At 62.4% G+C, this 26,012-nt stretch carries 24 protein-coding genes; 11 read left to right on the top strand and 13 right to left on the bottom strand.

Annotated features, from left to right (window positions below; all coding sequences use genetic code 11):
- Positions 1–73: 73 nt before the first annotated feature.
- Positions 74–1,528 carry a glutamate synthase subunit beta gene (locus ACS3WB_RS03370; RefSeq protein WP_438274157.1) on the top strand — a complete coding sequence of 485 codons (1,455 nt, stop codon included), beginning with the start codon at positions 74–76 and terminating at the stop codon, positions 1,526–1,528.
- 232 nt (positions 1,529–1,760) lie between these two features.
- Entirely contained in the window at positions 1,761–2,087 is a 327-nt protein-coding gene (locus ACS3WB_RS03365) for a hypothetical protein (RefSeq protein ID WP_438274156.1), read from the top strand.
- Positions 2,088–2,188: 101 nt separating this feature from the next.
- Here ACS3WB_RS03365 and ACS3WB_RS03360 read toward each other — a convergent pair whose 3' ends face one another.
- Together ACS3WB_RS03360 and ACS3WB_RS03355 are read right to left on the bottom strand one after the other, a co-directional pair.
- Positions 2,189–3,826 (bottom strand): DUF459 domain-containing protein, encoded by a 1,638-nt coding sequence (locus ACS3WB_RS03360; protein WP_438274155.1) that lies wholly within the window; start codon positions 3,824–3,826, stop codon positions 2,189–2,191.
- A gap of 152 nt (positions 3,827–3,978) precedes the next feature.
- Positions 3,979–5,421, bottom strand: coding sequence for a lytic murein transglycosylase (locus ACS3WB_RS03355; protein ID WP_438274154.1), 1,443 nt, complete (start codon positions 5,419–5,421; stop codon positions 3,979–3,981).
- A gap of 268 nt (positions 5,422–5,689) precedes the next feature.
- Here ACS3WB_RS03355 and ACS3WB_RS03350 point away from each other — a divergent pair, with 268 nt between their 5' ends.
- The 5 genes from ACS3WB_RS03350 to ACS3WB_RS03330 all read left to right on the top strand — a co-directional run bounded on the left by ACS3WB_RS03350 (position 5,690) and on the right by ACS3WB_RS03330 (position 8,759).
- On the top strand, positions 5,690–6,565 hold the full coding sequence (locus ACS3WB_RS03350) for a UTP--glucose-1-phosphate uridylyltransferase (protein ID WP_438274153.1): 876 nt from the start codon (positions 5,690–5,692) through the stop codon (positions 6,563–6,565).
- 4 nt (positions 6,566–6,569) lie between these two features.
- Entirely contained in the window at positions 6,570–6,839 is a 270-nt protein-coding gene (locus ACS3WB_RS03345) for a DUF7662 domain-containing protein (RefSeq protein WP_438274152.1), read from the top strand.
- A gap of 161 nt (positions 6,840–7,000) precedes the next feature.
- Positions 7,001–7,726: a peptide-methionine (S)-S-oxide reductase MsrA gene (gene msrA / locus ACS3WB_RS03340; protein ID WP_438274151.1), complete on the top strand. Its 726-nt coding sequence runs from the start codon at positions 7,001–7,003 to the stop codon at positions 7,724–7,726.
- Between the two features lie 20 nt (positions 7,727–7,746).
- A complete protein-coding gene (msrB, locus tag ACS3WB_RS03335; protein ID WP_438274150.1) occupies positions 7,747–8,154 on the top strand; it encodes a peptide-methionine (R)-S-oxide reductase MsrB in 408 nt (135 codons plus the stop codon).
- Positions 8,155–8,471: 317 nt separating this feature from the next.
- Positions 8,472–8,759: a hypothetical protein gene (locus ACS3WB_RS03330; RefSeq protein ID WP_438274149.1), complete on the top strand. Its 288-nt coding sequence runs from the start codon at positions 8,472–8,474 to the stop codon at positions 8,757–8,759.
- A 39-nt stretch (positions 8,760–8,798) separates the two neighbouring features.
- Here the strand turns inward: ACS3WB_RS03330 and ACS3WB_RS03325 are convergent, their stop codons facing one another.
- Both ACS3WB_RS03325 and ACS3WB_RS03320 read right to left on the bottom strand, forming a co-directional pair.
- Positions 8,799–9,350: a DUF4112 domain-containing protein gene (locus ACS3WB_RS03325; RefSeq protein ID WP_438274361.1), complete on the bottom strand. Its 552-nt coding sequence runs from the start codon at positions 9,348–9,350 to the stop codon at positions 8,799–8,801.
- A gap of 90 nt (positions 9,351–9,440) precedes the next feature.
- The gene (locus tag ACS3WB_RS03320; protein WP_438274148.1) at positions 9,441–10,400 is read right to left on the bottom strand and encodes an AraC family transcriptional regulator; all 960 of its coding nucleotides are present in this window, start codon (positions 10,398–10,400) and stop codon (positions 9,441–9,443) included.
- 316 nt (positions 10,401–10,716) lie between these two features.
- Here ACS3WB_RS03320 and ACS3WB_RS03315 point away from each other — a divergent pair, with 316 nt between their 5' ends.
- The 3 genes from ACS3WB_RS03315 to ACS3WB_RS03305 all read left to right on the top strand — a co-directional run bounded on the left by ACS3WB_RS03315 (position 10,717) and on the right by ACS3WB_RS03305 (position 11,701).
- Complete coding sequence (locus ACS3WB_RS03315; RefSeq protein WP_438274147.1) at positions 10,717–10,959, top strand: hypothetical protein; 243 nt, start codon at positions 10,717–10,719, stop codon at positions 10,957–10,959.
- 26 nt (positions 10,960–10,985) lie between these two features.
- The gene (locus tag ACS3WB_RS03310; RefSeq protein ID WP_438274146.1) at positions 10,986–11,234 is read left to right on the top strand and encodes a GCG_CRPN prefix-to-repeats domain-containing protein; all 249 of its coding nucleotides are present in this window, start codon (positions 10,986–10,988) and stop codon (positions 11,232–11,234) included.
- A gap of 248 nt (positions 11,235–11,482) precedes the next feature.
- A complete protein-coding gene (locus ACS3WB_RS03305; protein WP_438274145.1) occupies positions 11,483–11,701 on the top strand; it encodes a hypothetical protein in 219 nt (72 codons plus the stop codon).
- 82 nt (positions 11,702–11,783) lie between these two features.
- Here the strand turns inward: ACS3WB_RS03305 and ACS3WB_RS03300 are convergent, their stop codons facing one another.
- Positions 11,784–13,307 (bottom strand): hypothetical protein, encoded by a 1,524-nt coding sequence (locus ACS3WB_RS03300; RefSeq protein ID WP_438274144.1) that lies wholly within the window; start codon positions 13,305–13,307, stop codon positions 11,784–11,786.
- Positions 13,308–13,459: 152 nt separating this feature from the next.
- Positions 13,460–14,752, bottom strand: coding sequence for an adenylosuccinate synthase (locus tag ACS3WB_RS03295; protein WP_438274143.1), 1,293 nt, complete (start codon positions 14,750–14,752; stop codon positions 13,460–13,462).
- Between the two features lie 404 nt (positions 14,753–15,156).
- Here ACS3WB_RS03295 and ACS3WB_RS03290 point away from each other — a divergent pair, with 404 nt between their 5' ends.
- Positions 15,157–16,722: a S10 family peptidase gene (locus tag ACS3WB_RS03290; protein WP_438274142.1), complete on the top strand. Its 1,566-nt coding sequence runs from the start codon at positions 15,157–15,159 to the stop codon at positions 16,720–16,722.
- 303 nt (positions 16,723–17,025) lie between these two features.
- Here the strand turns inward: ACS3WB_RS03290 and serA are convergent, their stop codons facing one another.
- The 7 genes from serA to ACS3WB_RS03255 all read right to left on the bottom strand — a co-directional run bounded on the left by serA (position 17,026) and on the right by ACS3WB_RS03255 (position 25,947).
- Complete coding sequence (gene serA, locus ACS3WB_RS03285; protein ID WP_438274141.1) at positions 17,026–18,615, bottom strand: phosphoglycerate dehydrogenase; 1,590 nt, start codon at positions 18,613–18,615, stop codon at positions 17,026–17,028.
- Between the two features lie 176 nt (positions 18,616–18,791).
- The gene (locus ACS3WB_RS03280) at positions 18,792–19,964 is read right to left on the bottom strand and encodes a phosphoserine transaminase (protein ID WP_438274140.1); all 1,173 of its coding nucleotides are present in this window, start codon (positions 19,962–19,964) and stop codon (positions 18,792–18,794) included.
- 793 nt (positions 19,965–20,757) lie between these two features.
- Positions 20,758–21,594 carry an outer membrane protein gene (locus ACS3WB_RS03275; protein WP_438274139.1) on the bottom strand — a complete coding sequence of 279 codons (837 nt, stop codon included), beginning with the start codon at positions 21,592–21,594 and terminating at the stop codon, positions 20,758–20,760.
- Between the two features lie 173 nt (positions 21,595–21,767).
- Positions 21,768–22,607: an outer membrane protein gene (locus ACS3WB_RS03270; protein WP_438274138.1), complete on the bottom strand. Its 840-nt coding sequence runs from the start codon at positions 22,605–22,607 to the stop codon at positions 21,768–21,770.
- 210 nt (positions 22,608–22,817) lie between these two features.
- Positions 22,818–24,065 (bottom strand): MFS transporter, encoded by a 1,248-nt coding sequence (locus tag ACS3WB_RS03265; RefSeq protein ID WP_438274137.1) that lies wholly within the window; start codon positions 24,063–24,065, stop codon positions 22,818–22,820.
- Between the two features lie 132 nt (positions 24,066–24,197).
- The gene (glmM, locus tag ACS3WB_RS03260) at positions 24,198–25,544 is read right to left on the bottom strand and encodes a phosphoglucosamine mutase (RefSeq protein ID WP_438274136.1); all 1,347 of its coding nucleotides are present in this window, start codon (positions 25,542–25,544) and stop codon (positions 24,198–24,200) included.
- Between the two features lie 205 nt (positions 25,545–25,749).
- Entirely contained in the window at positions 25,750–25,947 is a 198-nt protein-coding gene (locus tag ACS3WB_RS03255; protein ID WP_438274135.1) for a hypothetical protein, read from the bottom strand.
- Positions 25,948–26,012: the final 65 nt, after the last annotated feature.

Genomic DNA, 26,012 nt, shown 5'->3' with positions numbered 1-26,012 from the left:
CGTTCTGGGTGCCGTTATCGGGTTCAGCTACTGGTATTTCTTTCCGTCTTTTCTACCGTGAGTGTGAAACGCCGTGGGTAAAATTACAGGTTTTCTGGAAATCGAGCGGCACGACCGCAGGTACGCGCCGGTCGCGGAGCGGGTGAAGAACTTCAAGGAGTTCGTGATTCCGCTGTCCGAGAAGGAGACGCGCGACCAGGCCGCGCGCTGCATGAACTGCGGCGTTCCCTATTGCCACGGCACCGGCTCGGTCGCGCCCGGCACGCCCGGCTGCCCGGTCAACAACCAGATCCCCGACTTCAACGATCTCGTCTATCGCGGAGACTGGGAGGAGGCCTCGCGAACGCTGCACTCCACCAACAACTTTCCGGAATTCACCGGCCGCATCTGCCCGGCGCCGTGCGAAGCCTCCTGCACGCTCAACATCGATGACAATCCCGTCACCATCAAGACGATCGAATGCGCCATCGTCGATCGTGCGTGGGAGAACGGCTGGCTGAAGCCCGAAATTGCGTCGCAAAAGACCGGCAAGAAGGTGGCCGTGGTCGGCTCCGGCCCGGCCGGCCTCGCCTGCGCGCAGCAACTCGCGCGCGCCGGACATGAGGTGCATGTCTACGAGAAGAACGCCAAGGCCGGCGGTTTGCTGCGCTACGGCATCCCCGATTTCAAAATGGAAAAGCACATCATCGACCGCCGCCTGGCGCAGATGCAGGCCGAGGGCGTGGTCTTCCACTACGGCAAGTCGGTCGGCGGCAGTTCGGCCGACGCGATCGATCCGCAACAGCTCGTCAAGGATTACGACGCGGTGGCCCTGACCGGCGGAGCGGAAGCCCCGCGCGATCTGCCGATCCCCGGCCGCGATCTCGGCGGCATTCACTTCGCGATGGATTTCCTGCCGCAACAGAATCGTCGCAACGGAAACGAAAAATTCGAGGCGACGGACATCCTCGCCACTGGCAAGCATGTGGTCGTCATCGGCGGCGGCGACACCGGCTCCGACTGCATCGGCACCTCGTTCCGGCAAGGCGCGAAGTCGGTGACGCAGCTCGAGATCATGCCTGCGCCGCCGGAGCATGAAAACAAGGCGCTGACCTGGCCGAACTGGCCGTTGAAGATGCGCATATCGTCGAGCCAGGCCGAGGGCGCCAAGCGCGACTTCGCGGTGTTGACGCAGAAGTTTTCCGGCACGGACGGCAAGGTGTCAAGGCTGCATTGCGTTCGCGTTGACGACAAATTCAAGCCGGTCGCCGGCAGCGAGTTCGAACTCGACGCCGATCTCGTGTTGCTTGCGATGGGCTTTGTGCATCCGGCGCATGAGGGCATGCTCACGACGCTCGGCCTCGAGCGTGACCAGCGCGGCAACGTTCGCGCCAACATGCAGGACTATCGCACCTCGCTGCCCAAGGTGTTCTCGGCGGGTGACATGCGCCGCGGCCAATCGCTGGTCGTGTGGGCAATTCGTGAAGGGCGCCTGTGCGCACGTTCCATCGACCAGACGCTGATGGGCACTACTACGCTGCCGAGGTAAACGCGCAAAGCGGTTCTTCGCCTTGGTTGTTACGGACGACAGCATTCGCGTCGAGAATCGTTCCAGAGAATTGCGCCGGAAGTGTTTAACCTCTCCGGTTTCAACGGCGGTCATACACACGCAACGTAACAGTGCACAGAGACAATCTGTGAATTGATCGTCATCCACCGCACGTTACTCTCGCGCCAAAGTGGGGGGCGGCGAAGTGGCGGCATCGCGTTGGATCGTTTTCTTGATCGTCGTCATCCCGACGATCCCGGTGCGGGCCATGTCGCGCAACGTCGCCGTCAGCGCGGGCTCCTTCTTCGCCGCCGCCGCGCGTTGCGAGGAGCAAGGCCTGATCACCGTCGGTCAGACCGACGATCTCCTGAGAGCGCTGGATCCTTATCTTTCCAAATCCGACAAGACCAATATGGAAACCGGCCGCACTCGCGGCGAGAAGGACGCCCAGGTGTTCGTCGAGTCCGAGAAAAAATGGGTGAGTTTCACGCCCGATGTCACAAGCTGTTACCGCGTGCAGAGTGTGCTCGACGACTACAGGACGCAACTCGGGGAATAAGACCGCGACGCACCTCTCCCGCGTCGAGCGATATTCAAACGCCAATTCTTCACCCGCGCTCATAACGAGCGGGCCGAGCGTTGTGACAGGGCAGTTCCGATCTATCGCGAGAACAGGTCCGAGAAAAATCCGGCCGGTCCGGAATTGCCGGGCGGGCGCGATGCAGCGCGCGGTCTCGGCGCCTGCTGGGAAGGCGGGGAAGTGCGGAATCCCGATGATCCTTCCGAGCGGGCCTGATCGGCGGAATGGGCTGCGCGCGGCTTCTTCGGCGGCGATGCCGGAGCGGAGTCATTCGTCGCAACCGGCGCGTCGGCCTTGGCCGGTTCAAGGCCTACCTCGCGGCGAGGCCAGATAAAATCGTCTGCGCGCCCGGCGGGCGCGGTCAAGGGTTCGCCCTTCACCAGCGTTCTCGCCGCCAGCGCATCGATCGCGGCGGAATGGCTGCCGGGGCCGCCGAGCAACTGATCTGTGCCGACCGATGACAGCGCCAGCGGCACGATCGGTCCGGCGAGCGGACGCGGCGCGGGCTGTCCCGGCTTGACGTCGGTGTCGGGCGTGCCGGGCTCGGTGGGAATTGCCACCGGGCCGGACCGGGCCGCCAAAACGCGCGTGATCTCGCGCTCGACATAATGCGCGAGCTTGCGCGCGCCGGCCTTGGTGAAATACACGCCGTCGTAGGAACGCAGCCGCCGGGTCTGGCCTTCGAAGTCCGGTCCCTGCTGGATATAGCGGCCGCTCTCGTCGACGAATCCGTCCCAGATATCGACATAGGTAATGCCTGCCTTATCCGCTGCGGCGCGATAGAGCGAGTCGAGGAACAGCATATCGGATGTCGATTTCGTCCCACGTATCGCGGGCAGGCCGACCCAGAACACCGGCACGCCCTTAGACTTGAGGACCGCGATCATCTCGTCGATCTTCCTGCTGTAGAGGTCGGCCCAGCGATCGCTACGAAACTCAGCGATTCCGTTAGGTGAACGCGCGCTCTTCTCCTTGGGGGTCGAAGGCTGGTCGCCCTCCCCCTCGTCGGACGGCAATTCGGAATCCGCCGGCTTGTCTTCGGGCTTGGCGGCGGCGGCATCCGTCTTTTCGGTCTTGTCCGTCTCTTTCCTGTCCGCTTCCTTCTTGTCGACGCCCTTCTTGTCGGTGTCCGCCTTTTTCTTGTCCTCCGGCTTGCCGGTCTTCTCCTTCTCCAGTGCCTCGCGAATCGACACACGGTCGTGCAGGCCGAGCATGACCACAATGGCGTCCGGTTTTTCGGTGGCGAGAATGGCTTTGGCCGCAGCCGCCCAATCCGCCGGTTCGCCCTTCGGCTGATAACGAATGAGGCCCGAGACGGTCTTGTGCTTGCGGATCACGCCCATATCGGGCGTTTCGCTGAGGGCGTCCTCGAGGCCGTAAGCAAGCCAGTCGGCCATGCCGTCGCCGAGCACCACCACATTGCGCTCGGGCACGGTGTCGCGTTTTTCGGGCGGCGGCGCGTGCGAATAATTCTCCGCCGGCCGCTGCTGTTGTTGCTGTTGCTGTCTCGGCGGCGGCTCCTGAAAGGGGGAGAAAAACGGATTGTCGGAGCCGAACCAGCCCCCGCCTCCACCGCGATGCGCCGGACGCTGCTGCTGAAATCCGAAATTGAAGAATTGCGCCGACGCTGGCGCTGCAACCAGCATCAAAACCACGGCCAGCGCAATCAATGGCCCACGTTCGGTCAGTCGGCGGAACAGCGATTTCGGTCCAGGCATGTGCGCATCGCAAATAAAGACTAGCAAAGACTATATCAGCGGAATCGGGCTGCAAGCGGGCGGCGTTCGCTTCATAAGCCGGGCATCGGCCCATGGCGTCAAGGGCAGGTCCCGTGCCGGCTCGAAGGTTAACCGTCGCTGCCCAGACGGACCTAGCGCTGCCGCAACCGTTCCAGCACGTCGGACGATGCAAATCCATCGGCCGGCGCCCCGATCGAGGCCTGGAAGCTGCGCAGCGCCTCCCGCGTCTGGCTGCCGAACTGGCCGTCGGGGGTTCCGCGATAGAAACCCCGCTGGACCAGAAGCTGCTGCAGTTCGAGCCGCTCGGCGCGGGACAGCACCCGTTCCTGGCGCGGCCACGGCTGGACGAACGGAGCCCCGCCGCGCAGCCGGTCGGCAAAATGGCCGATCGCCAGCGCATAGGCTTCCGCGGGGTTGTACTTCATGAAAACCCGGAAATTCTGCAACATCAGGAAGCCCGGCCCTTCGGCCCCGGCCGGCGCGAGGAGATAGGCCCGGTCGGCTGTATGCGGGAAGGCCTTGCCGCCGGCACGCCGGATGCCGAGATGCTCCCACTGCGCCAGCGTCATCGCCTTGGCGCGATCGGCCATCATGTAATTGAAGTTGGCAGGCACCACGACCTCATAGCCCCAGGCCCGGCCGGTCTGCCAGCCATCCTTTTTCAGGTTGTTGGCGGTTGAGGCGATCAGATCGGCGGGGTCATCGACCACGTCGCGGCGGCCGTCGCCGTCGCCATCGACCGCGTAGCGCTTGAACGCCGTCGGCATGAACTGCGTGGGACCGAACGCGCCCGCCCAGGAGCCGCGCATCTGCTCGGGCCGAAGGTCACCGCGATTGAGGATTTCAAGCGCCGACAGGAATTCGTCACGGAAATAATTCTGACGGCGACCGATGCAGGCCAGCGTCGCGGTGGATTGCAGCACGCTGCGATCGCCCATCTGGGTCGAATAGTTCGATTCGATGCCCCAGATCGCCGCGATCGCGTAGCGATCAACACCGTATGCCTTTTCGACCGCATCGAATTGCGGCTTGTAGGTCGCGAGGATTTCCCGCCCGCGCGCAAGACGCGTGTCGCTAACCAGAATGTCCAGATAATCCCAAATCGCCTTGGTGAATTCAGGCTGGGAATCCATCAGATCCATGATGCGCAGATCGGGCGACAGCCCCGCGGTAAATCGCTCGAAATTCTCACGCGTAATATGACGGCGTGCTGCATCCGGCCACATCGCGGCAACGCAGTTCGGAAAGTTGGCCGCGGCCTGGCGGATCGCGTTCGCGGTCATGAGCGGATGCCCCGATGCGCCATCCTCGCCGCTCCATGGCAACGCGGCCGAACTCGCGGGCTGCTTCGGCGCGGGCTGAAGTTGCTCCGAGCCGCCGCGCGCCGCCAGGGAGGCTCCCTGCCCGCCCTTTGCGATCGAACCGGTAAAGAGATTATCGAGGAAACCCTGAATGCCGTTGCCGTTCGATGTCTGCGCGCGCACCCCGGCGGGCAGCGCAAGCACCGCAAGCGCCACGACTGCCGCCGCCATTGCTTTTCCGCGCACCCTGACCTGCATCACCGTCGCGACCATGGCTGACCCATTTCGTAGAGTATCCCCGATCTCAGGAGGCCCTGTCACGGTTTCCATCGGCTTAACGGAGGGTCTTTTTTAAGGCGGATGCGGAAATCCGTCGCAGTTTGCACCGATACCTCACGCTCGCGGCATCCGGAATTGTCCGCGCGCAACGCGGCAGCCCACCGTCACCACAGATCCGCCTTTGTTCCCGGATGCAAAACGGCTAACAAGACACGAATCGACCGTTCATCTTTCGCCCGCAAAACAATCCTGAAGACCCGACATGAAAATCCGCAAAGCCGTTTTCCCGGTCGCCGGCCTCGGCACCCGTGTCCTTCCCGCCACCAAGGCGATGCCGAAGGAAATGCTGACGATCGTCGATCGGCCGCTGATCCAATATGTGTTCGATGAAGCGAGGGAAGCGGGCATCGAGCACTTCGTTTTCGTCACCGGACGCAACAAAGGCACGATCGAAGACCACTTCGACCGCCAGTTCGAACTGGACGAAACGTTGAAGGCGCGCGGCAAGAAGAGCGAAGCCGATCTTCTGGCGCAATTCCAGCCCGCGGCGGGTGCCGTGAGCTTTACCCGGCAGCAGGCGCCGCTCGGGCTAGGCCATGCGGTATGGTGCGCGCGCGACATCGTCGGCGACGAGCCATTCGCAGTAGTGCTGCCGGACGAACTGGTGCTGAATACGCCCGGCTGCCTCAAGCAGATGATACAGGCGGCGACGGATCTCGGACCGAAATCCAACCTTGTCGCGGTCGAAGCCGTCCCGGACGACATGACCCACAATTACGGTATCTGCGGCGTCGGCAAGCGTAGCGGCAATATCTTCGAGATCGACGGCATGGTGGAGAAGCCGGCAAAAGGCACCGCCCCTTCTAATCTTTCCATCACCGGGCGCTACGTCCTGCAGCCCGAGATCTTCAACATTCTGGAAACCCAGGAACGCGGTGCCGGCGGCGAAATCCAGCTCACCGACGCGATGATCGGCCTGTCGAAATCGCAAGCCTTCTACGGCCTCGAATTCGAAGGCGAGCGCCACGACTGCGGCTCGCGCGCGGGCTTTTTGCGCGCCAACATCGCATTCGGAATGGCGCGCGCCGATCTCCGCGACGGCTTGCGCGCGGACATGCAGAAATATCTCAAGGCGTAAGGCAGTGCCGAACTACGACGCGCTGCGCGACTACCTCAAACGGCAGACGCAGGTCGAGTTCGTCCTGAGCTTCGCGCAGATCGAGGACATCATCGACGACGATCTTCCCCGCGCGGCCCAACGCGCGTCGTGGTGGGACACAACACGGGCGCCGGAAGAGCGCATGCCGCAACGCCAGGCCTGCATCGAGGCAGGCTACGTCGCAACGCGTCTTGGCGACAAGGATGGCGTACGATTCCGCCGGGCCGACGTTCCGCGTCCGCGCTTCAAATAGCGCGCAGGCAGCCACCCTCGAAAGATGGTTCGCTCACAAATTCGTGTGCATGAGCCCGCGCAGTCCAACGGTAACAAGCTGGCCGGCTCCCTATATCCTGAACGCCGAGCGGCGCGGCGGCAGCCGAGAGGTTAGTCTTCAACCGCGTGAAAGGAAGCGTCATGAACCGCAATCCGTTCAGCCGTAATGCTCTCTTCGCTGCCACCGCCATCGCCGGAACGATTGCCTTGGCGTTCCTTCTGTCCGGACCTTCCCGCGCTGCCGAAGACGCCGCGATCATTCCGCCACCGACGCTGGATGCGAAGACTGCGACGGGAATTCAGACTGCCGTCGTCGCCGGCGGCTGCTTCTGGGGCGTGCAGGGGGTGTTTCAGCACACCGCCGGCGTGCTCAACGCGGTTTCAGGTTATGCCGGCGGCGCCAGGGAGAGCGCGACCTACGACAAGGTGAGCACCGGCACCACGGGGCATGCGGAATCGGTCGAAATCAAGTTCGACCCGAAGCGGATCAGCTATGGAAAAATCCTGCAGATCTTCTTCTCGGTGGCGCATGATCCGACCCAGCTCGACCGCCAGGGTCCGGACAGCGGGCCGCAGTACCGCTCGGAGATTTTCACGCTCAACGACGAGCAGAAGGAGATCTCTGACGCCTATATCGCCCAGCTCAACGCCGCCGGCGTGTACAAGAAACCAATCGTGACGAGGGTTGCGGCGCTGAAGGGATTTTTCCCGGCCGAGTCCTATCATCAGGACTACCTGACACTGCATCCCAGCCAGCCCTATATTGCTTACTATGACATTCCGAAGATCCGGAATTTGAAGAAGATTTTTGCAGACAGCTACGTCGAGAAACCGACGCTGGTCAGCAGCGCGAAGATCACGAACTGATCGCAGGAGGCAAAAGAACCATGCCAGACAGCAAGACGGCGAAGGTCACGAAGAGCGACAGCGAATGGCGCAAGGAACTGACGCCGATGCAATACGCCGTGCTCCGTGAGAAAGCGACCGAACAACCCTTCTCTGGCGAATACGAGCACGAGCGCCGCGAAGGCACTTATGTCTGCGCCGGCTGCGGTCAAACACTGTTCGAATCCGATGCCAAGTTCGATTCGGGCTGCGGCTGGCCAAGTTTCACCACGCCCGCGGTCGAGAACCACATCGATGAGGAGCGCGACACCAGCCACGGGATGATCCGCACCGAGGTCCTGTGCTCCAGGTGCAGCGGCCATCTCGGCCATGTCTTCAACGACGGTCCGGGCCCGACCGGTCTGCGTTACTGTATCAATTCGGCGGCCTTGAAACTCGAGCCAAAATAACAGCGCGCTCTTTCTCTCTCTGAATTCGTTTTTGGGTCTTCGGGCCAGGTTCCGCGGGGAGGACCTACTCCCTTCCGTTATCCCGGAACGCGCGGAAACGCCTGCCAGCCCAGCCATGGTATTGAAATCAATAACTTATTTATGGAACTTCGATCTTCGCGCCGAATTTCACGATTCCGGCTCCGGAAGGTCGCAATTTCCGCCTCCTACCCTATATAAAAGGAGCATCACGAACATGCTGCATGCCAAGCGATCGCCGATGGGCTTCGCTTTCAGCAGGTTCATTCTCCAAAAGCGCTATCTGTTGAGGTTCCGCCATGGCATTCAGCTTCAAGAAATCCGCCGAACTGTTCCCGGCTGCGATCCGCAAGAAAAAGCGGGCCGGCTTCGCCTATCGCCGTTTTGACACCGCAGCCGACGCGGTGCGTTTCGCGATCGAGGAACTGCCGGTTGACTCGCTGAACGGCGCGTATCTTCAGGTCGACGAAGCCCGCTTCGACCAGAACGGCATCCGCTCGCTCTATGAGAGCCGCGATTTTCCGCTGCCCCGCCGCAAACCACAGACAGTCTCTGCTGAGGCCGGCGCGTCGAAAGACGCCGCCTGACAATTTCGCGGCTCCGAATTCAACGACATCGGTGATGTTCTAACGCGGCTGCCGGTCAAGCCAGCGTTTGAGCATCCGCACGTTGCGCATGTTGGCGCGAAACATCACGTCGAAGGCATCGCCCGCGACAGGCACCAGACCGACCACGCCGTCAACGGCGACATTGCCGAGCATCCGCGCCGTGATATGCCAGGGTGCGCCCAGCGCCCGCGCTTCGCGCACGAGCCAGAGCGAGATCGCGGTGGTGACGATATCGCCGACGATCGGAACCAATCCGATCAGACCGTCGATGCCGTACCGGATGTTCGTTCCCGGTACAATAAAGGCTACGTCGAGAAGTTTCGCGATCGCGTCCAGTCGCGCCAGCCGCTGCTCGCGGGTGAGCGGCCGGAGTGCCGCGCTGAAATCGAAGCCGGACACGAACGAACCTTGACCTTGCTGAAAGGTCCGGAATGCACTCGCGTCAAAACCAGAACCATTGGATCTGAACGGACCCTGAGGAATCTCCCGACCGTCCTGATCGATAACCTTCGCGCGCGATGAAGATCCGCGGGAGCGGCTGCCCGAAGAAAATGGATCGTCGTTCGGCATGGAGTCCGTGGTTTTCGCTTTCATGGCGTTCACATGGGTCCGTTCGTCGACTTTCGCAAGCTGCGGCACGCCGTCGCTGCTCGAGTTCCATCACGAAGGTCCCCTAGCGGCGCTCGGCGTGAGACCGAAGCGGCGGCGAAAGCAGCGATTGAAATAGGACAGATCGTTGAAGCCGCAATCGAAAGCGATATCGCTAATGCGCCGGTCGCCCTGGATGAGGAGATCCGCCGCCTTGCGCAGCCGCAGTTCGTTGAGCCGCACGCTGAAACTGGCGCCATCTTCGTACAACAGCTCGTTGACATAGCGCTCCGAGAGGCCGGCTGCAGCCGCGAGCCTGCGGGCTGAGAAGCCGGGCTCCGCGAACCGCTTCTCCAGTATCATCGTCACTGCACGCAACCGTATCGCGCGCAGCCCGCCGCGCCGCGCCGCATCCTGTGCATCGTTCCGCGCGCCGAGACCCAGCGTCACGAGATCAACCAGATGGTTTGCGATCGTCATGCCGGCTTCACCGACCGCGCCGGGATGCTCCAGCAGCAGATCGCTGTAATCCATGGCGAGCGACAACGTTCCGCCTGGCGCCAGTTCGCGGCCGACAAGATCGTCGAGACCGCGGATTCTGGCGCGCAGCCCGGCAGGCAGATGGACGTTGGTGAATTTCTTGTGGTCGGCACCATCGGCAGTGTGGAAGGGCTCGTCGAGCCGCAGCAGCACGAGGCTGCCGGGCCGCAGTGAAAATTCGCGGCCGCGATGGACCAATTGCGCCGTGGTGAAGCCGGCATGGCGCGCGAGGCAATAACGGTCGTCGTTGGTGATGCGGACCAGCCGCTTGCTGCGGCGGACCGTCCGGAACGTGCCTTCACAGCGGCCCAGCAAAGTCGTGCCGATGGTGATGGAATTCATCGCCGCGCGAAACGGCACATCCTCGGCAGGATCGAGCTCGCCTGTATTGGAGAAGCGCTCGAACATTTCAGCGAACGACAGATAACGCTGCCGGTCGTCGAGACCCTCGGGCAGCATATCGGTCGAGAGGGCCTTCTTGATGACGGACATGGCGCGCCCAAAAATCCGAATCGACGAGGGTGAGGACAGACTCCAAACGACAGTCCGGCCATATCCGGACAACCACGCGCCGCAACGCCGGCGACAGGTTGCCCGCGGCAATATGAACGCCGGCTGAAAACCCGGCTGGCGATAACTGCGCCCCCCAGTCCAAATCGAGCGCCCCCCGGTCCAAGACTGCGGGCTGACTGCTGTCCTATCGATAGTCGCGGTGGGGTGGGGGTGATTCGACGGCAATGCCAGCAACGATGTGGCAGCGCAAAAGACCCATCGGCCACTGATTACTTGTGACGAGGAGACCCCCAGCATGAAAATGTCCTTCCCGCGCGCGGCTCTAGCCGGCGCGGTCATCGCCACAAGCGCGGGCATCGGCTACGCCCTCGCCGCCCAGCCACACATGACCGCGACCATTGGAAAGCTGCGCTCCGCGCGCGCCGAACTCGCCTCCGCGACGCCGAACAAAGGTGGCCATCGCGAACGCGCGCTCGCGCTGATCGATCAAGCCATCGGCGAGGTGCAGGCAGGCATCGCCTTCGCCGGCGGCCGCTAACCGTTCATCACTCAAGGAGACCACAGATGAAGACACTCGTTGCCGCTGCGTTTCTCGCAGGCCTGTTCATCGGACCCGCCGGCGCCATGCCGCTCGCCCCACCTGCGTCCGCGCCGAATGCCGATATCATCGAAGTCGCCGGCGGATGCGGCGGCGGATGGCACCGCGGTCCCTATGGAGGCTGCCGCCGCAACTGGGCTCACCCGGCGGCGCATGCTTGTCCGCGCGGTTATCATATCGGCCCTGGCGGCCGTTGCCGCGGCAACGGGCGCTAAGGGTTTTTCACACAATCGTTGTGTGGGACGTGCGCATGGCGGCGGGTCGATAGCCCGCCGCTTTTTTTGCCACGCCCATGCAAAACCTTGCGACTCGCCGCCTCGTCGGTGGGAGATCGGGCGGATTCGCGTTCGCAGCGATCAGGAAAAACCCTTCACTTTTCCGCCTCGACATCTCCCTTTCCAAGACTCAAACCTGCCCTATTGCGAAGCCACCATTTCCATTCGCGAATGAGGGAGCGCATCGCATGAGCCAGGTTCCGCCGCAGAAATTCGACGCCGAATATGTTGCGCATCTGCGTGAACTGCTCGACATGGCGGTCGAGCAGATCGGACCGGAGCATCGCACGCCGGCAACCAAAGCCAGAATGGCGGAGACATTGGTGCGCAATGCTGCCGACGGCATCACCGACGCGCATCATCTGATGAATGTGGCCGTGCGTGCAGGCGAGGACAGCCCCGCCTGAACCGACATCATGTGCTGCGAGGCTCATCGCCCGGGACTTCGGGCAAAGCGGCGCTATGCAAGATGTCCTTACGCGTTGAAGGCTATTCGCCCCACGCGGTGAACGCCTCGTTGAAAGCGCGCTCGCCCGGAGCACCCTTCTCGATGGCGATGATGGCGCGGCGCTGATTGGTATAAACCAGCGGCACGTCGAACCAGGAACGCTCTTTCAGGAGCTGGAGGTTGCGTGCGCGGTCAGCCTCGACATTGGACAGTCCGACCAGGAAGAAACCGTCGGTGACCTTGACGGCGAGTCCTGCGAGGGGCGTACCGCGCGCCTGCTCGTTGGACTTCATCAGAATGCCGGGCACGTTGGCGACGCCGCCGCCGTCAAAATCCTGCGGCAGCACGAATGTCAGCTCCGCCGTATGACTCGCCGGCAGCGAGGTATCGGTATTACGGCGGAACGACATCGTCATCTTGAACTTGCGTTCGGGGATATCGATATCGGCGCGCACAGCGATCTCCGGCGTCTTGCCGGTTGCGCCCTTCACTTCTTCGGTGCGCCATACCACCGACCCGACATACTGCTTGCCCTTGGGATCGGACGGATCCTCGTCATACAGCACGACGCGCTGCGCCACCGGCGCCACCGTCTCGGAGGACGGTGGCTGGCCGACCCGATCGGTGATCTTCGGCTTTGGCCCCGGTGTCGCCGGCTTTGGTGTCTCGGCAGTCTGGTCCGTCGACGAACCGAACAGTCCGCGCATCACCGAGACCGCCTTTGGACCCCATACGATGCCAGCGCCGGCAAGGATCAGAACGAGGCCGACGGCGATCGCGCTCTTGAACGGAAAGCCGTCACCTAACAAGCGCTTCGGCTTGTCGCGGCCCGGTTGCGGCCAAGAACGCGGCAGCGGCGGCGGTTGGTCGTCAGAGACGCCAGCCGCTTCATCGTAAGGATATGCCCCCTCGAAGCCCCCCCGACTCTCGAGGCTCGGCTCCAGCCGATCGAATTCGGGTGAGGGCGAGGGCACGTTGGCGTAGGTGCGGCGGGCCGAGCGGTTGGCCTGGGCAGCGGCACGGCCGAGATCGTCGGCATCCGCGGTGACATCGCGGAAACCCGGCACCGGAGGCGGCAAACGATCGGACTCCGGATTGCGGCGCGGCTGGCCCTGCCGCTCCCGGGTCGGCGGCGGCGAATCCGGCATCGGACCGGGCGGCGCAGGTGGCCGCCACGACGGTGGATCGGCGGGCTGATCTGCACGCGGGTTGCGCGGTTGAGGCGTTATGTTGGCGCGCGGGCGGACATGCGGCGGCGCGGCCGCGTCCTGCGACTTCATCGCCGCACGGGTCGAGGCGCGGAAAGCATCGCCCGCACGCGAACCGCCGGCGCGCGAGGCTTCGCGGGCGCGCTGGGCGGCCTCGGACTCGACCTTGCGCACGGCCTCCTCCAGCGACAGCCGCTCGCGGGTGATCTCGGATTCGCTCAATGGCGGTTCGACGCTGCGGAGCTGCGCGATCAGCGCCGTCCGCGCCCGCTCATAGAGCGCACGCCTTTGCTCGCCGGGCGCACTGACGTCCAGACCGGCGATGGCGCGCGCGATGAGCGGGTAATAATCAGCCATATCTCTTCAATGCCAAGACTATAAGAGTCTGATTCGACTGCGTTGAACCAGACTCTAGTCTATTCTTCTGGTTGAGCACGATCTTATCCGAAAACGGCTTCCATTTTCGGATTACGCTCCAGCCTTGAACGCATTCCCGTAACATCATCTTGTCAAGCCTCGAACGGGTTCTGCACCAGAATGGTATCCTCGCGTTCGGGGCTGGTGGACAGCAGAGCCACAGGGCAACCAACCAGTTCCTCGATCCGGCGAACATATTTTATGGCCTGGGCCGGCAGATCGGCCCACGACCGGGCGTTGGCGGTCGGCTCCTTCCAGCCCTCGATCGTCTCGTAGACCGGCTCGATCCGAGCCTGCGCCCCCTCTCCCGCCGGCAGATGGTCCATCTCCTTGCCGTCGAGCCTGTAGCCGGTGCAAACCTTGATGGTGTCGAAGCCATCGAGGATGTCGAGCTTCGTCAGAGCCAGACCGTGGATACCGCTGGTACGAACGGTCTGCCGGACCAGCATGGCGTCGAACCACCCGCAGCGCCGCTTGCGTCCGGTGTTGACGCCGAATTCCTTGCCACGCTGACCGATGAGTTCCCCGATCTCGTCGGTGAGTTCGGTCGGGAACGGCCCCTGGCCGACGCGTGTGGTGTAGGCTTTGCAAATGCCCAGCACATAGCCGAGCGCACTGGGTCCCATTCCGGTGCCGGTGGCAGCCTGAGCCGCGACGGTATTGGAGGACGTGACGTAAGGATAGGTGCCGTGATCGACGTCCAGCAAGGCGCCTTGCGCGCCTTCGAACAGGATACGCTTGCCCTCGCGGCGCTTGTGATCGAGCAGATTCCACACACTGTCAGCATAGGGCAGCACACGCGGCGCAATTGCGGCGAGATTCTTGAGCAGCACCCCGCTATCCACTTCCGCGATGCCGTGGCCACGGCGCAGCGCGTTGTGATGAGTGAGCAGCCGCTCGATCTTGTGCGGCAGCGTCTGGGGGTCGGCGAGGTCCATCAGGCGAACGGCGCGACGGCCGACCTTGTCCTCATAGGCCGGACCGATGCCGCGCTGGGTGGTGCCGATCGCCGTCGCGGCGCTGGCGTTCTCGCGCAAGGAGTCCAGCTCGCGGTGCAGCGGCAGAATCAGCGTGACGTTTTCGGCGACGCGAAGATTGTGCGGACCGACATCGACGCCCTGCCCTTTCAGCTTCTCGACCTCGTCAACGAAGGCCTGCGGATCGAACACCACGCCGTTGCCGATGATCGACAGCTTCGACGAGCGCACGACGCCCGAGGGCAGCAGCGCCAGCTTGTAGGTGTTGCCGTCGATAACGAGCGTATGACCGGCATTGTGGCCGCCCTGGAAGCGAACGACGATATCCGCCTGCTCCGACAGCCAGTCGACGATCTTGCCCTTTCCCTCGTCGCCCCATTGGGCACCGACGACGACAACGTTGGTCATTTTCGCGGAAATTCCTTGCAAAGCTGAGACGCGTTTATACCGCGCCCTCCGCGGCAAACGTTGGATTCGAAGGGCACCGGCAACTCATGATCGTAGTACAGGGCGGTTCGGAGGTTCGCCTGAAACGCGTCCCGGCGAAACCGAACTTCCAGACCACCTAAGCTAGCCGAACACGACAGACGCAATACGGACCGCCAGCATGCCAAGCATCCACCGGATAAAGGATGGCTGCGATCCACGCAAGCCGGAATAGCCCGCCCGATCTCTCCAAGCCATTGATTCGGCCGGAAAATCCAAACGCGGGCCGGGCCGTTTGCGCCGGGTCCAGCGCCTGCCATAGTTTCAGGCAAGGCTTGGTCCGAGGTTTGCCGCCCAAAACGGCGAGACGCAGGAGTAGCAGCTAAATGCCCCGTCGGATGTTCCGCCATACCCGCGCCACGGCGATGCTGCTGGCGTTGCTGCTCACCTCCACCGCCCGCGCCGACGATGCGGCGTCCGTCACGACCCAGCATCAGGCGGAGGCGAAGCTGTCCGCCTCGAAGGCCAACGGCAGCTCCGCGCACAGCGGAACAGCCGCTACAGCGAACGATCATCGTTTGCCGCCGTCCTCCACCACCAGGCATAAACTTGCGCTGCCCGGCCGCACGCTGGCCTTCACCGCAAGCGCCGGCGCGATACGCATTTTCGACGATAAGGGCGAACCGCAAGCGGACATCGCCATCACCGCCTATCAACTCGACGGCGCCGATCCCCGCAGCCGGCCGGTGACCTTCGTGTTCAATGGCGGTCCCGGCGCGTCCTCGGCGTGGCTGCAGTTCGGCAGCAACGGTCCCTGGCGCATCGCGATGGACCGCGCGATCGCCGGTTCCGCCGCCCCCCTCGCGCTCGAACCGAACGCGGAAACCTGGCTCGATTTCACCGACCTCGTCTTCATCGACCCGCTCGGCACCGGCTACAGCCGCATGGTCGCAAGCGGAGACGAGGCGCGGAAGCGCTTCCTGACGGTAGACGGCGATGTGGCCTCGATCGCGCTGGTGATCCGGCGCTGGCTGGAAAAAGCCGATCGGATGCAATCGCCGAAATTCATCACCGGCGAAAGCTATGGCGGCATTCGCGGGCCGAAGATCGTCCGCAACCTACAGACGCGACAAGGCGTCGCCGTCAACGGGCTGATTCTGATCTCGCCGGCGCTCGACTTCGGCGACGTGCTGGGCGCCGGGCTGACCCGATTCGTGGCGAGTCTTCCGAGCATGGCTGCGGTCGCGCGGGAAAACGAAAAGCGCGGAGGGTTGACCCGCGCCGACATGGGCGACGTCGAAGCCTATGCGCGAGGCGAGTTTCTCAGCGACCTCATCAAAGGGCAGGCCGACGCGGCGGCGACACGGAGACTTGCGGATCGTTTCGCGACGTTGACGGGAATCGATCAGGCAGAGAGCCGTCGCCTCGCCGGGCGATTTGACGTCAGCGAATTCCGCCGAGCCTTCGACCGCCGCAACGGCAAGGTGACCGGACGCTATGACGGATCGGTTCTCGGCTTCGATCCCTATCCGGACTCGACTAATAGCGACTTCAACGACCCCTCGGAGGAGCCGCTGCTGGCCGCGCTGACATCGGCGGCGTTCGAGCTCTATGCGCACAAGCTGAACTGGCGACCGGACGGCTCCTATGAACTGCTCAGCCGCACCGTCAACCGGGAATGGGATTTCGGCAAGCATCGGACTGCCGTCGAGTCGGTATCCGACATCCGCGAGCTGCTGGCGACAAACCCGCAATTCAAGATCCTGGTCGCGCACGGATTGTTCGACCTGGCGACGCCGTATTTCGCTTCCCAGATACGCCTCGATCAACTGCCGACCTTCGGCTCGCGCGACCGCCTCAAACTCGTGGTCTATCCGGGCGGACACATGTTCTATTCGCATGACGGTTCGCGTCAGGCGCTGCGCGACGAGGTTCGCGCGTTGATGAAGTGAGGGCCTGGTAGAATGATCACCGCGTTATCGCGGCGACACATCGATCGGTTCGCAATTGGATCGGCCCGACATCACGCAATCCTGAATCTGGCTCGCGGATCTGAGTTCGCGCGCGAGCCATAGGCCGGCCGCCAACAACAAGACGACAATGACCAATCCTGCCACCGCACCGCGACGGCTTCCCCCGCCGGGGTCGGGATCGTGTTGCCGAGCAGGCTCATCCATCAGGAAACTCCTTCACGGATCGAACGCCGCCGGCGTGGCAGGATGCGCTTGGCATTTTCGCGCCAACGACTTTCGCTGTCAGAACGTCAGCGCCCTTACCTGCTTGACCTGCGGCAGCGCCTTCACCTTCGCGAGCACGTTCTCCGGCACATTGCCGTCGACCTCGACCAGCGCGATGGCATCGCCGCCCTGGCTGTGACGACCGAGATTGAACGTCGCGATGTTGACGCCCGCGTCGCCGAGCAGCGAGGCGAACTTGCCGATGAAGCCGGGCTTGTCCTCGTTGGTGACGTAGATCATCGACTTGCCGAACTCGGCATCGACACGGATGCCCTTGATATCGACAAGGCGCGGCTTGCCGTCAGCATAGACCGTACCCGATACTGATCGCTCCTGCTGTTCGGTGGCGACCGTCACCGTGATGACGCTTTCGTAGTCGCTCTGTGCGGCGCGCACGACCTCGTCCACCACCATGCCGCGCTCCTTGGCGACGACGGGAGCGGACACCACGTTGACATCGCCCAGCATCGGCCGCAGCAAGCCCGAGAGCGCCGCCGAAGTCAGCGCCTTGATTTTCATTTCGGCGACCTGCCCCTCATAGGTGATGGTCACCTTGGAAATTCCGCTCTCCGTGAGTTGGCCCGCGAACGAGCCGAGCTTTTCCGCAAGCTCCACGAATGGCTTCAGCTTCGGGGCCTCTTCCGCCGTGATCGAAGGGAAGTTGATGGCATTGGCGATCGCACCGGTGAGCAGATAGTCCGACATCTGCTCGGCGACCTGCAGCGCGACGTTCTCCTGCGCTTCCGTGGTGGAAGCACCAAGATGCGGCGTGCAGATCACATTGGGATGACCAAACAGCACGTTCTTGGTGGCCGGTTCTTCGACGAACACATCGAACGCCGCGCCCGCGACCTGCTTGGCATTGAGCGCATCGACCAGCGCCTGCTCGTCCACCAGACCACCGCGCGCGCAGTTGATGATACGCACGCCCTTCTTCATCTTGGCGATGGCGGCGGCATCGATGATGTTGCGGGTCTTGTCGGTGAGTGGCGTGTGCAGCGTGATGAAGTCGGCGCGCTTGAACAGATCGTCGAGTTCGACCTTCTCCACGCCGAGGTCCTTGGCGCGCTCCGGCGACAGGAACGGATCGAACGCGATCACCTTCATCTTCAGGCCGAGCGCGCGGTCCGCGACGATCGAGCCGATGTTGCCGCAGCCGATCACGCCGAGCGTCTTGCCGGTGATCTCGACACCCATGAAGCGGTTCTTTTCCCACTTGCCGGCCTGGGTCGAGGCATCGGCAGCGGGAATTTCGCGCGCCAGCGCCAACATCAGGGTGATCGCATGTTCGGCGGTTGTGATCGAGTTGCCGAACGGCGTGTTCATCACGATGACGCCTCTGGCCGTCGCCGCTGGAATCTCGACATTGTCGACGCCGATGCCGGCGCGGCCGATCACCTTCAGCTTCCTGGCGTTGGCGAGGATTTTCGCGGTTGCCTTGGTGGCCGAGCGGATGGCGAGACCATCATAGTTGCCGATGATCTCGGCGAGTTTGTCCTTGTCCTTGCCAAGCGCGGGCTGGAAATCGACCTCAATGCCGCGATCCTTGAAGATCTGCACAGCGGCGGGGCTGAGGGCGTCGGAAATAAGAACTTTCGGTTTGGTCATGGGATGATCCAACAAAACGAGGAGCTGATGTTCAGCGTCCCCTCTCCCCTTATGGGAGAGGGTGGATCGGCCGAAGGCCGAGCCGGTGAGGGGTTCTGTTCAGACGTGAGGGTTCACCCCTCACCCGCCCGCTTCGCGGGCACCCTCTCCCACAAGGGGAGAGGGAAGTAAGAGCGTCACGCGGCTTTGGCGAGCGAGGCCTTGGTCTCGGCGAAGGCCCAATCGATCCACTGCGTCAGCAGCGCGACGTCGCTCGCCTCAACGGTGGCGCCGCACCAGATTCGCAGGCCCGGCGGCGCATCGCGGTAGTACGCGAAATCGTAGCCTGCGCCCTCTTTCTCGACAGCGGCGACGAGCTTCTTGACGAAATCGGATTGCGCATCCGCCGGCAACGACGTGATCGCCGGATCTGTGAATTTGAGACACACCGAGGTGTTGGAACGAATCGCCGGATCCTTGGCCAGGAAATCGATCCATGGCGTTTTGGCTATCCAGTCGGCGATCACTTTGGCATTGGCATCCGCACGCGCGATCATGCCCTTGAGGCCGCCGACCGACTTCGCCCAGTTCAGCGCGTCGAGATAATCCTCAACGCACAGCATCGACGGCGTGTTGATGGTCTCGCCCTCGAAGATGCCCTGAATGAGCTTGCCGCCTTTTGTCATGCGGAAGATTTTCGGCATCGGCCACGGCGGCGTGTAGCTTTCAAGCCGTGCCACAGCGCGCGGGCTGAGGATCAGCATGCCGTGCGCGCCCTCGCCGCCGAGCGCCTTCTGCCATGAGAAGGTCACGACATTGAGCTTGGCCCAATCGAGCGGCTGGGCGAATGCAGCCGAAGTCGCGTCGCAGATCGTGAGACCTTCGCGAGAAGCGCTGATCCAGTCGGCGTTCGGCACGCGCACGCCCGAGGTGGTGCCGTTCCAGGTGAAAACGATATCGGAAGCCTGATCGACCTTGGAGAGATCAGGCAACTCGCCATAGCCCGCCTTCAGAATCGTGACGTCCTTAAGCTTCAACTGCTTGACGACATCGGTGACCCAGCCTTCGCCGAAGGATTCCCAGGCGATCATGGTGACGGGTCGCGCGCCGAGCAGCGACCACAGCGCCATCTCCACCGCGCCGGTATCCGACGCCGGCACGATGCCAACCTTGTAATCGGATGGAATTTCCAGAACCTCGCGAGTCAAATCGATCGCGAGCTTAAGCCTGGTCTTGCCGATCTTCGCGCGATGCGAACGGCCGAGGGCTGCGTCCTTGAGATTTTGGGGAGTCCAGCCGGGGCGCTTGGCGCAGGGGCCGGACGAGAAATGCGGCACGTTCGGCCGCGAAGCGGGCTTCGCAACGGTCATGATCTATCCTTCCAGATAGCAAGCCTCCCGTTGGGGGGAGGTGTCCCGCCGCTGGGGATATGGGAATCATCCGCTTTCGTCAAGGATATTCGGCCGGCGGCTGCGCAGCCGCCTCCCTGGCACAAATGCCACAAGCATGTTCAAGGCGTGCGAAGTCACGTCGCCCGCTCCATCATCACTATCCGCGATCTACGGCATCCATCGCGTGCCGGATCATCAATGCGCTAGTTACCGACCCGGCCGGGATATCCCGGCGCGTTAGGATCATCGCCGGGCAGACCGCTCGGCGACGCACCGGCACCGATATGTCCGGGCGCGGACGTATTGGGAACGCCGGACTGATTTCCTGTTCCTGTGCCAGTCGTCCCTGGCGATCCGTTCAAACCGGTGCCAGTCGCGGTAGTTGAGGAACCGCCCGGTGCGGGCTGAATACCGGCCGAACCTGAGTTCTGAGTATTCACCGAGCCCGCGCTCGGCATGCCTGAGGATACGCCTCCGGTCGCGCCCGGGCCACCAATACCCGCGCCATACGCGCTCAATGCAAGCAAACTGATGACGGTTGCAGCGACAACCGCGGAGAAAGTCAGTCGGGATTGCATGCGTTGCTCCATCTCTATGGATGGAATCAACGGGCGGCATTCACCGCCGTTCCGGTTCCCCTGCCGCAAAAACAGGCTCCCAATCCAGGAGTGCGGGAACACGCCGGGACGGAACGTACCGCTTACGCGCTCGCTATCAACGAGCGTAGGCGTGGCTTCGAAGGCGAGATCGAAGCGCCCTCACCCCGGCGCAATCAGAACTTGTAGCCAACGCCCGCGCGCACCGTGTTGATGCTGGTGTCGACCACGCCTGTGAACCGTGCATATTCCCATTCCGCTCGCAGGAACAACCCAGCCACCAGCGCTACGTCGACCCCGACACCGGCGCTATAGCCGACAAGCAGATGATTATGTTGCGTGGTGTCAGCGGTGAGCGTTGCACTCGCAGCGCCTGGTGCAACCGCAGCGGCCTGCGTCGGCCCCCACGAGTCCGTAATGGTCACCGCGCGGACGATGTCGGCATTGCCCAGCGCGACACCGCCGAACATATAAGGCAGGAAGCTGCCCACGATGTAACCCGCTCTGGCCCGCAACGTCCCCATGTCGGTGATTTCCTGCGACGCCGTCGACGTCACGTCGACGGCGTGGAAATTATTGTCACTAAGAACAGCACCGGAGACACGACTAACCGTGGCAGACTGACTGCCGAAAAACCTGCCATGCATGTAGCTGGCTTCGACGCCGATGATGACATCATCCCATTGGCTGTTGTAACCCACGAAACCGCCGAAGGCATCATTTTGTTGCGACGACTTACCGATACCGATCGGCCACTGTGACACCTGCATGCCGTTCTGGATCACGGTGTTCTCGAGGAGCCGCGCGGTCTGCCCGGAATTGGCGCGACTGAAATCCATGTCGGCAGATCCGTACCCCGCCTGCCCGCCGATGTAATAGCCCTGCCACACCGTCCGCACCGTGCTGAGACCTTCGGGCAGCGAACCGCGCAGAGCCGGGAGATCGGGCATGTCGGCGGCATGTGCGCACTGCGCTGCCCCAAAGATGACTGCCGCCACTAGAAATCGACGCATTGCAAACTCCATCACCGCCGCTTGGTTTGATGCAATCATCGCCTGTTAACCTTAATCAATCGTTGTCGCGCGACGCGGTCGATGCATATTTGAGGCGTGGTCGATCGCACATCCCGCAAACAAAACGGCGCGGAAACATCCGCGCCGTTAAGAAGTGTTAAAGGAGAGTAGTCTCAGCCCTTGGTGATCAACGGCGGCGGCGCATAGACCGGCGGGCTGTCGAGATCCCAGCGCATACCGAACCTCACGTCCTGTGACGTGATGTCGTGGAATTGCATCGGATTATAGACGTTGTTCGTTCCGTCGAAAGTCCGAAGATCGCCGGTAACTCCGTTACCGAGATTGACGTAGCGATACGACATCTCGAGCGTCAGGTTGTTAGTGACCTTGTAAGCGAGGCCAGCATGAAGCGCCCAGGCGAAATTCCACTTCGATGCATTGTCACCATAAGCTAGGCTCGGTCCGATACCTCCGCCCGGCAGCGAGCCAACGCCCTGATCCACAAAATTGGAGATCGTATTGCGCGACATGCCGACGCCGGCGCCGATGAACGGGGTGACGCAATACCAAGTGCCTAGATCGACATAGCCGTTGGCGAGGACCAGCCATTCCGACTTGCTGCCCGTGTAGGTATCGGAGCCGAAGCCCGGCGCACCGCCGTTGTCGAAGGTGATGATGTCTAGTCCGTGGAAGTTCGACTTGCCACGGTATTCACCGGTGATGTCGCCGCGGAGCCAGTTGTTGAACTGATAGCCAACGCCGATACCGTAGATGCCTGCGCTGTCGAATCCGGTGCGCTGGTTGAGCGACGTCAACGTACTGTAGAGAGCGTTGTCGAGCTTCTTGACGCTCTGGCTGCTCATACCGATATCGCCCCGCAGATACCAGCCGCCGAAATCCGCGGCCGGCGGCGGGGCATAGGGCGGGGGCGCGAGAGGCATGTCGGCGGCGAAGGCGGCCGATGACAACAGTGATGCCGCTCCAGCGGCAAGGAGAAATCTAACTCTACGCATCAGCTTCGTCCCTTTATCCGGTGAGGCGGCGAAGGCCCCACTCCCGAAATCGGACGGACGATGACACCAAATGCTTAAGCGCCGCTTAACCCTAATTTTTAAGGTTGATATTCGGTGAGCATTTCACGCTCGAAAAAATCCGCGGCGCAAATCGCCGCGGCGCTGCCACACCTGCTAACAGTTCGTTGACAAAAAGCCGGCTGGCGAAAATCACCCGTGAGGGATTTTCGGCATCTTCGGCAGGAACATCGCAAGCAGGCCTATCGCAGGCAGGAATGCGCAGGTTTGATAGACGAACTCGATCCCCTTCGCATCCGCCACCTCGCCGAGGATCGCCGCGCCTATACCCGCAGCTCCGAACGCGAAACCGAAGAACATTCCCGAGATCATGCCGAACCGGTGCGGCATCAGTTCCTGTGCGAACACGATGATCGCCGGCATCGCCGATGAGATGATGAGGCCGATGATCACGGTCAATGCCACGGTGCCGGGAAGATTTGCAAACGGCAGCAACAGCGTGAACGGCAGAACCCCGAGGATCGACAACCAGATCACATAGCGCCGTCCGAAGCGATCGCCGAGCGGGCCGCCGAAATAGACGCCGACAGCCACCGCGGCGAGAAACACGAACAGCAGCAACTGCGAGGTCTGCGTCGAGACGTGAAACTTCTCGATCAGATAGAAGGTGTAGTAGCTCGTGAGACTCGACATGTAGATGAATTTCGAGAACACCAGCACGATCAGGATGGCCAGCGCGATCGCGGTGCGTGCGGCCGTCGGCGCCTCCGGTGAGCGGGCTTGCAAGGCGCTGCGACGCGGCGCAATCCGCGGCTTATACCAGCGGCCTATCTGAAACAGCAGAACGATCGCGACGAAGGCGATCGATGAAAACCACGCGATGCTCGGCTGCCCGAACGGCACGATGATCAGCGCTGCCAGCACCGGTCCCATCGCGGAGCCGAAATTCCCGCCGACCTGAAAAACCGACTGCGCAAATCCGTAGCGGCCGCCCGACGCCATTCGCGCGATGCGCGCGGACTCCGGATGGAACACCGCCGATCCCAGACCGATAAGCCCGGCGGAGATCAGGATCATTCCGTAGACATGCGCCACGCTCAGCAACAGTAACCCGACGAAAGTAGAACCCATGCCGATGGCGAGCGAGAACGGCTGCGCCTTCCTGTCGGTGACATACCCGACTACAGGCTGAAGCAGGGACGCGGTCACCTGGAATGCCAGCGTGATCATGCCGATCTGCGCGAAGTCGAGCGCGTAGTTCTCCTTCAGGATCGGATAGACTGAGGGAATCAGCGACTGCATCGTGTCGTTGAGAAAATGCGAGAAGCTGATGCCGCCGAGGACGAGATAGGCAGGGCCAACAGTTACTTTTTCGGCAGCCGCAGGAACCACGACTGGCGCGACCAGCGTTTCCTCAGAGGCGATGACAGGCTTGTCCACGACAGTTTCCGGATTGTTACGAGCGCCGCCTGTTACGACGCGAGACGCCCCATCGACCAGCAACAATAAATAATAGCAGGGATGCACCCGCAAGTGTCGCGGGACGGAACCGCAATCAGACTATCGACGGATTCACGCCGCGGCCGGGCCGCCCAGTGCCGAAACGATGGTGTCAACGACCTCTTCGACCAGAACACGGTCGTCGCCCTCGCCCATCACGCGGATGACCGGTTCAGTTCCGGAAGAACGAACCAGCAGGCGGCCATGGCCGTTGAGACGCTTCTCGCCCGCGGTGATCGCCGACTTGACCTCGGCCCGATCCAACGGCTTGCCGCTGCGATAACGAAAATTCTTCAGGATCTGCGGCAGCGGCTCGAACCTGTGACAGACCTCCGAGACCGGACGGCCAAGCTTCTGCACCACGGCGAGCACCTGAAGCGCGGACACGAAGCCGTCACCAGTGGTCGCGTAATCCGACAGGATAATGTGACCGGATTGCTCGCCGCCCAGATTGTAGCCATGCTTCAGCATCTGCTCGAGCACATAGCGATCGCCTACCGGCGTCCGCACCAGCGACAGTTCATGCCCTTCAAGGAAACGCTCAAGACCCAAATTCGACATCACGGTGGCGACGATACCTGGCCCGGTCAGCCGGCCGTCTTCCTTCCAGCTTTGCGCGATCACGGCGAGAAGCTGATCGCCGTCGACCACGTGGCCGCGCTCGTCGACAATGATGACACGGTCGGCGTCGCCGTCGAGTGCGATGCCGATGTCGCCGCGCATCTCACGGACCTTGCGGCACAGCGCTTCCGGCGCGGTCGAGCCGCATTCCTTGTTGATGTTGAAGCCGTCGGGGTCGACGCCGATCGGAATGACGTCGGCGCCCAGTTCCCACAACGCCTCAGGCACCACCTTGTAGGCGGCGCCGTTGGCGCAATCGATCACCACCCGCAAGCCGTCGAGACTGAGCTCGCGGGGCAGCGTGCGTTTGGCAAATTCGATATAGCGATCATGCACGCCGTCGATGCGGCGAGCCCGGCCGAGACTTGCGCTCCCCGCCAGTTTCCTGTCGAGGTTTTCATCGAGCAACTGTTCGATCTTCTTTTCGACCTCGTCCGACAGCTTGAAGCCCCGAGGCCCGAACATCTTGATCCCGTTATCCTCGAACAGGTTGTGGGAGGCGGAAATCATGACGCCGAGGTCGGCGCGCATCGACTTGGTCAGCATGGCGACGGCGGGGGTCGGCATCGGGCCGAGCAGCAGTACATCCATACCGACCGAGGTGAAGCCCGCAACCAGCGCATACTCGATCATGTAGCCGGAAAGCCGGGTGTCTTTTCCGATCACGACGCGGTGACGGTACTCGCCGCGCTGGAACACCAGCCCGGCCGCCTGCCCCACCTTCATCGCGAGTTCCGGAGTGATCAGGCCATTGGCGCGGCCGCGAATGCCGTCGGTTCCAAAATACTTGCGGCTCATCCTACCCCCCACGACGCTCTCAAATTGCACGCCGCCTTGAAGCTGGTCCGCCGAATCGTTGAACTACAAGCATAGCGCAAAGCCGCTTATAACGCCCAGATAGCTAAAACGACTTCAAGAAATATAATGAATCGTTACCGGAATATGGCGACAAAAATGACGGATTCCCCTGGAAAAGACCCATTCATCCCTGTTTCGAGCGAGTTCAGCCGCCCTCCCCGCGATTCCCGTGACGGCTTGCCGGCCTGTCCTTCATCGGCTTTGCGGGCGCCGGTTGGGTCACGCTCACCGGGTCGGAGCCGGGAAACGATTCTCTTAAGCCGCGATCGAGTTCCTCGTCCAGTTCCTCCTTCTTGGTCTTCGGCCTTTTCTTTCGGTCGTCCTTCTCAGCGTGAGCGCTCATCATGGCCTTCTCCTGGAGAACGGATGTAACGGCCGTCGCCGGGTTCCGTTCCTCTCTCCCCGGCG

Source organism: Nitrobacter sp. (assembly GCF_051535215.1).
Lineage (GTDB): Bacteria > Pseudomonadota > Alphaproteobacteria > Rhizobiales > Xanthobacteraceae > Nitrobacter.
The sequence above is the reverse complement of the archived record's forward strand: the minus strand, read 5'-3'. Positions and strand labels throughout refer to the sequence as shown.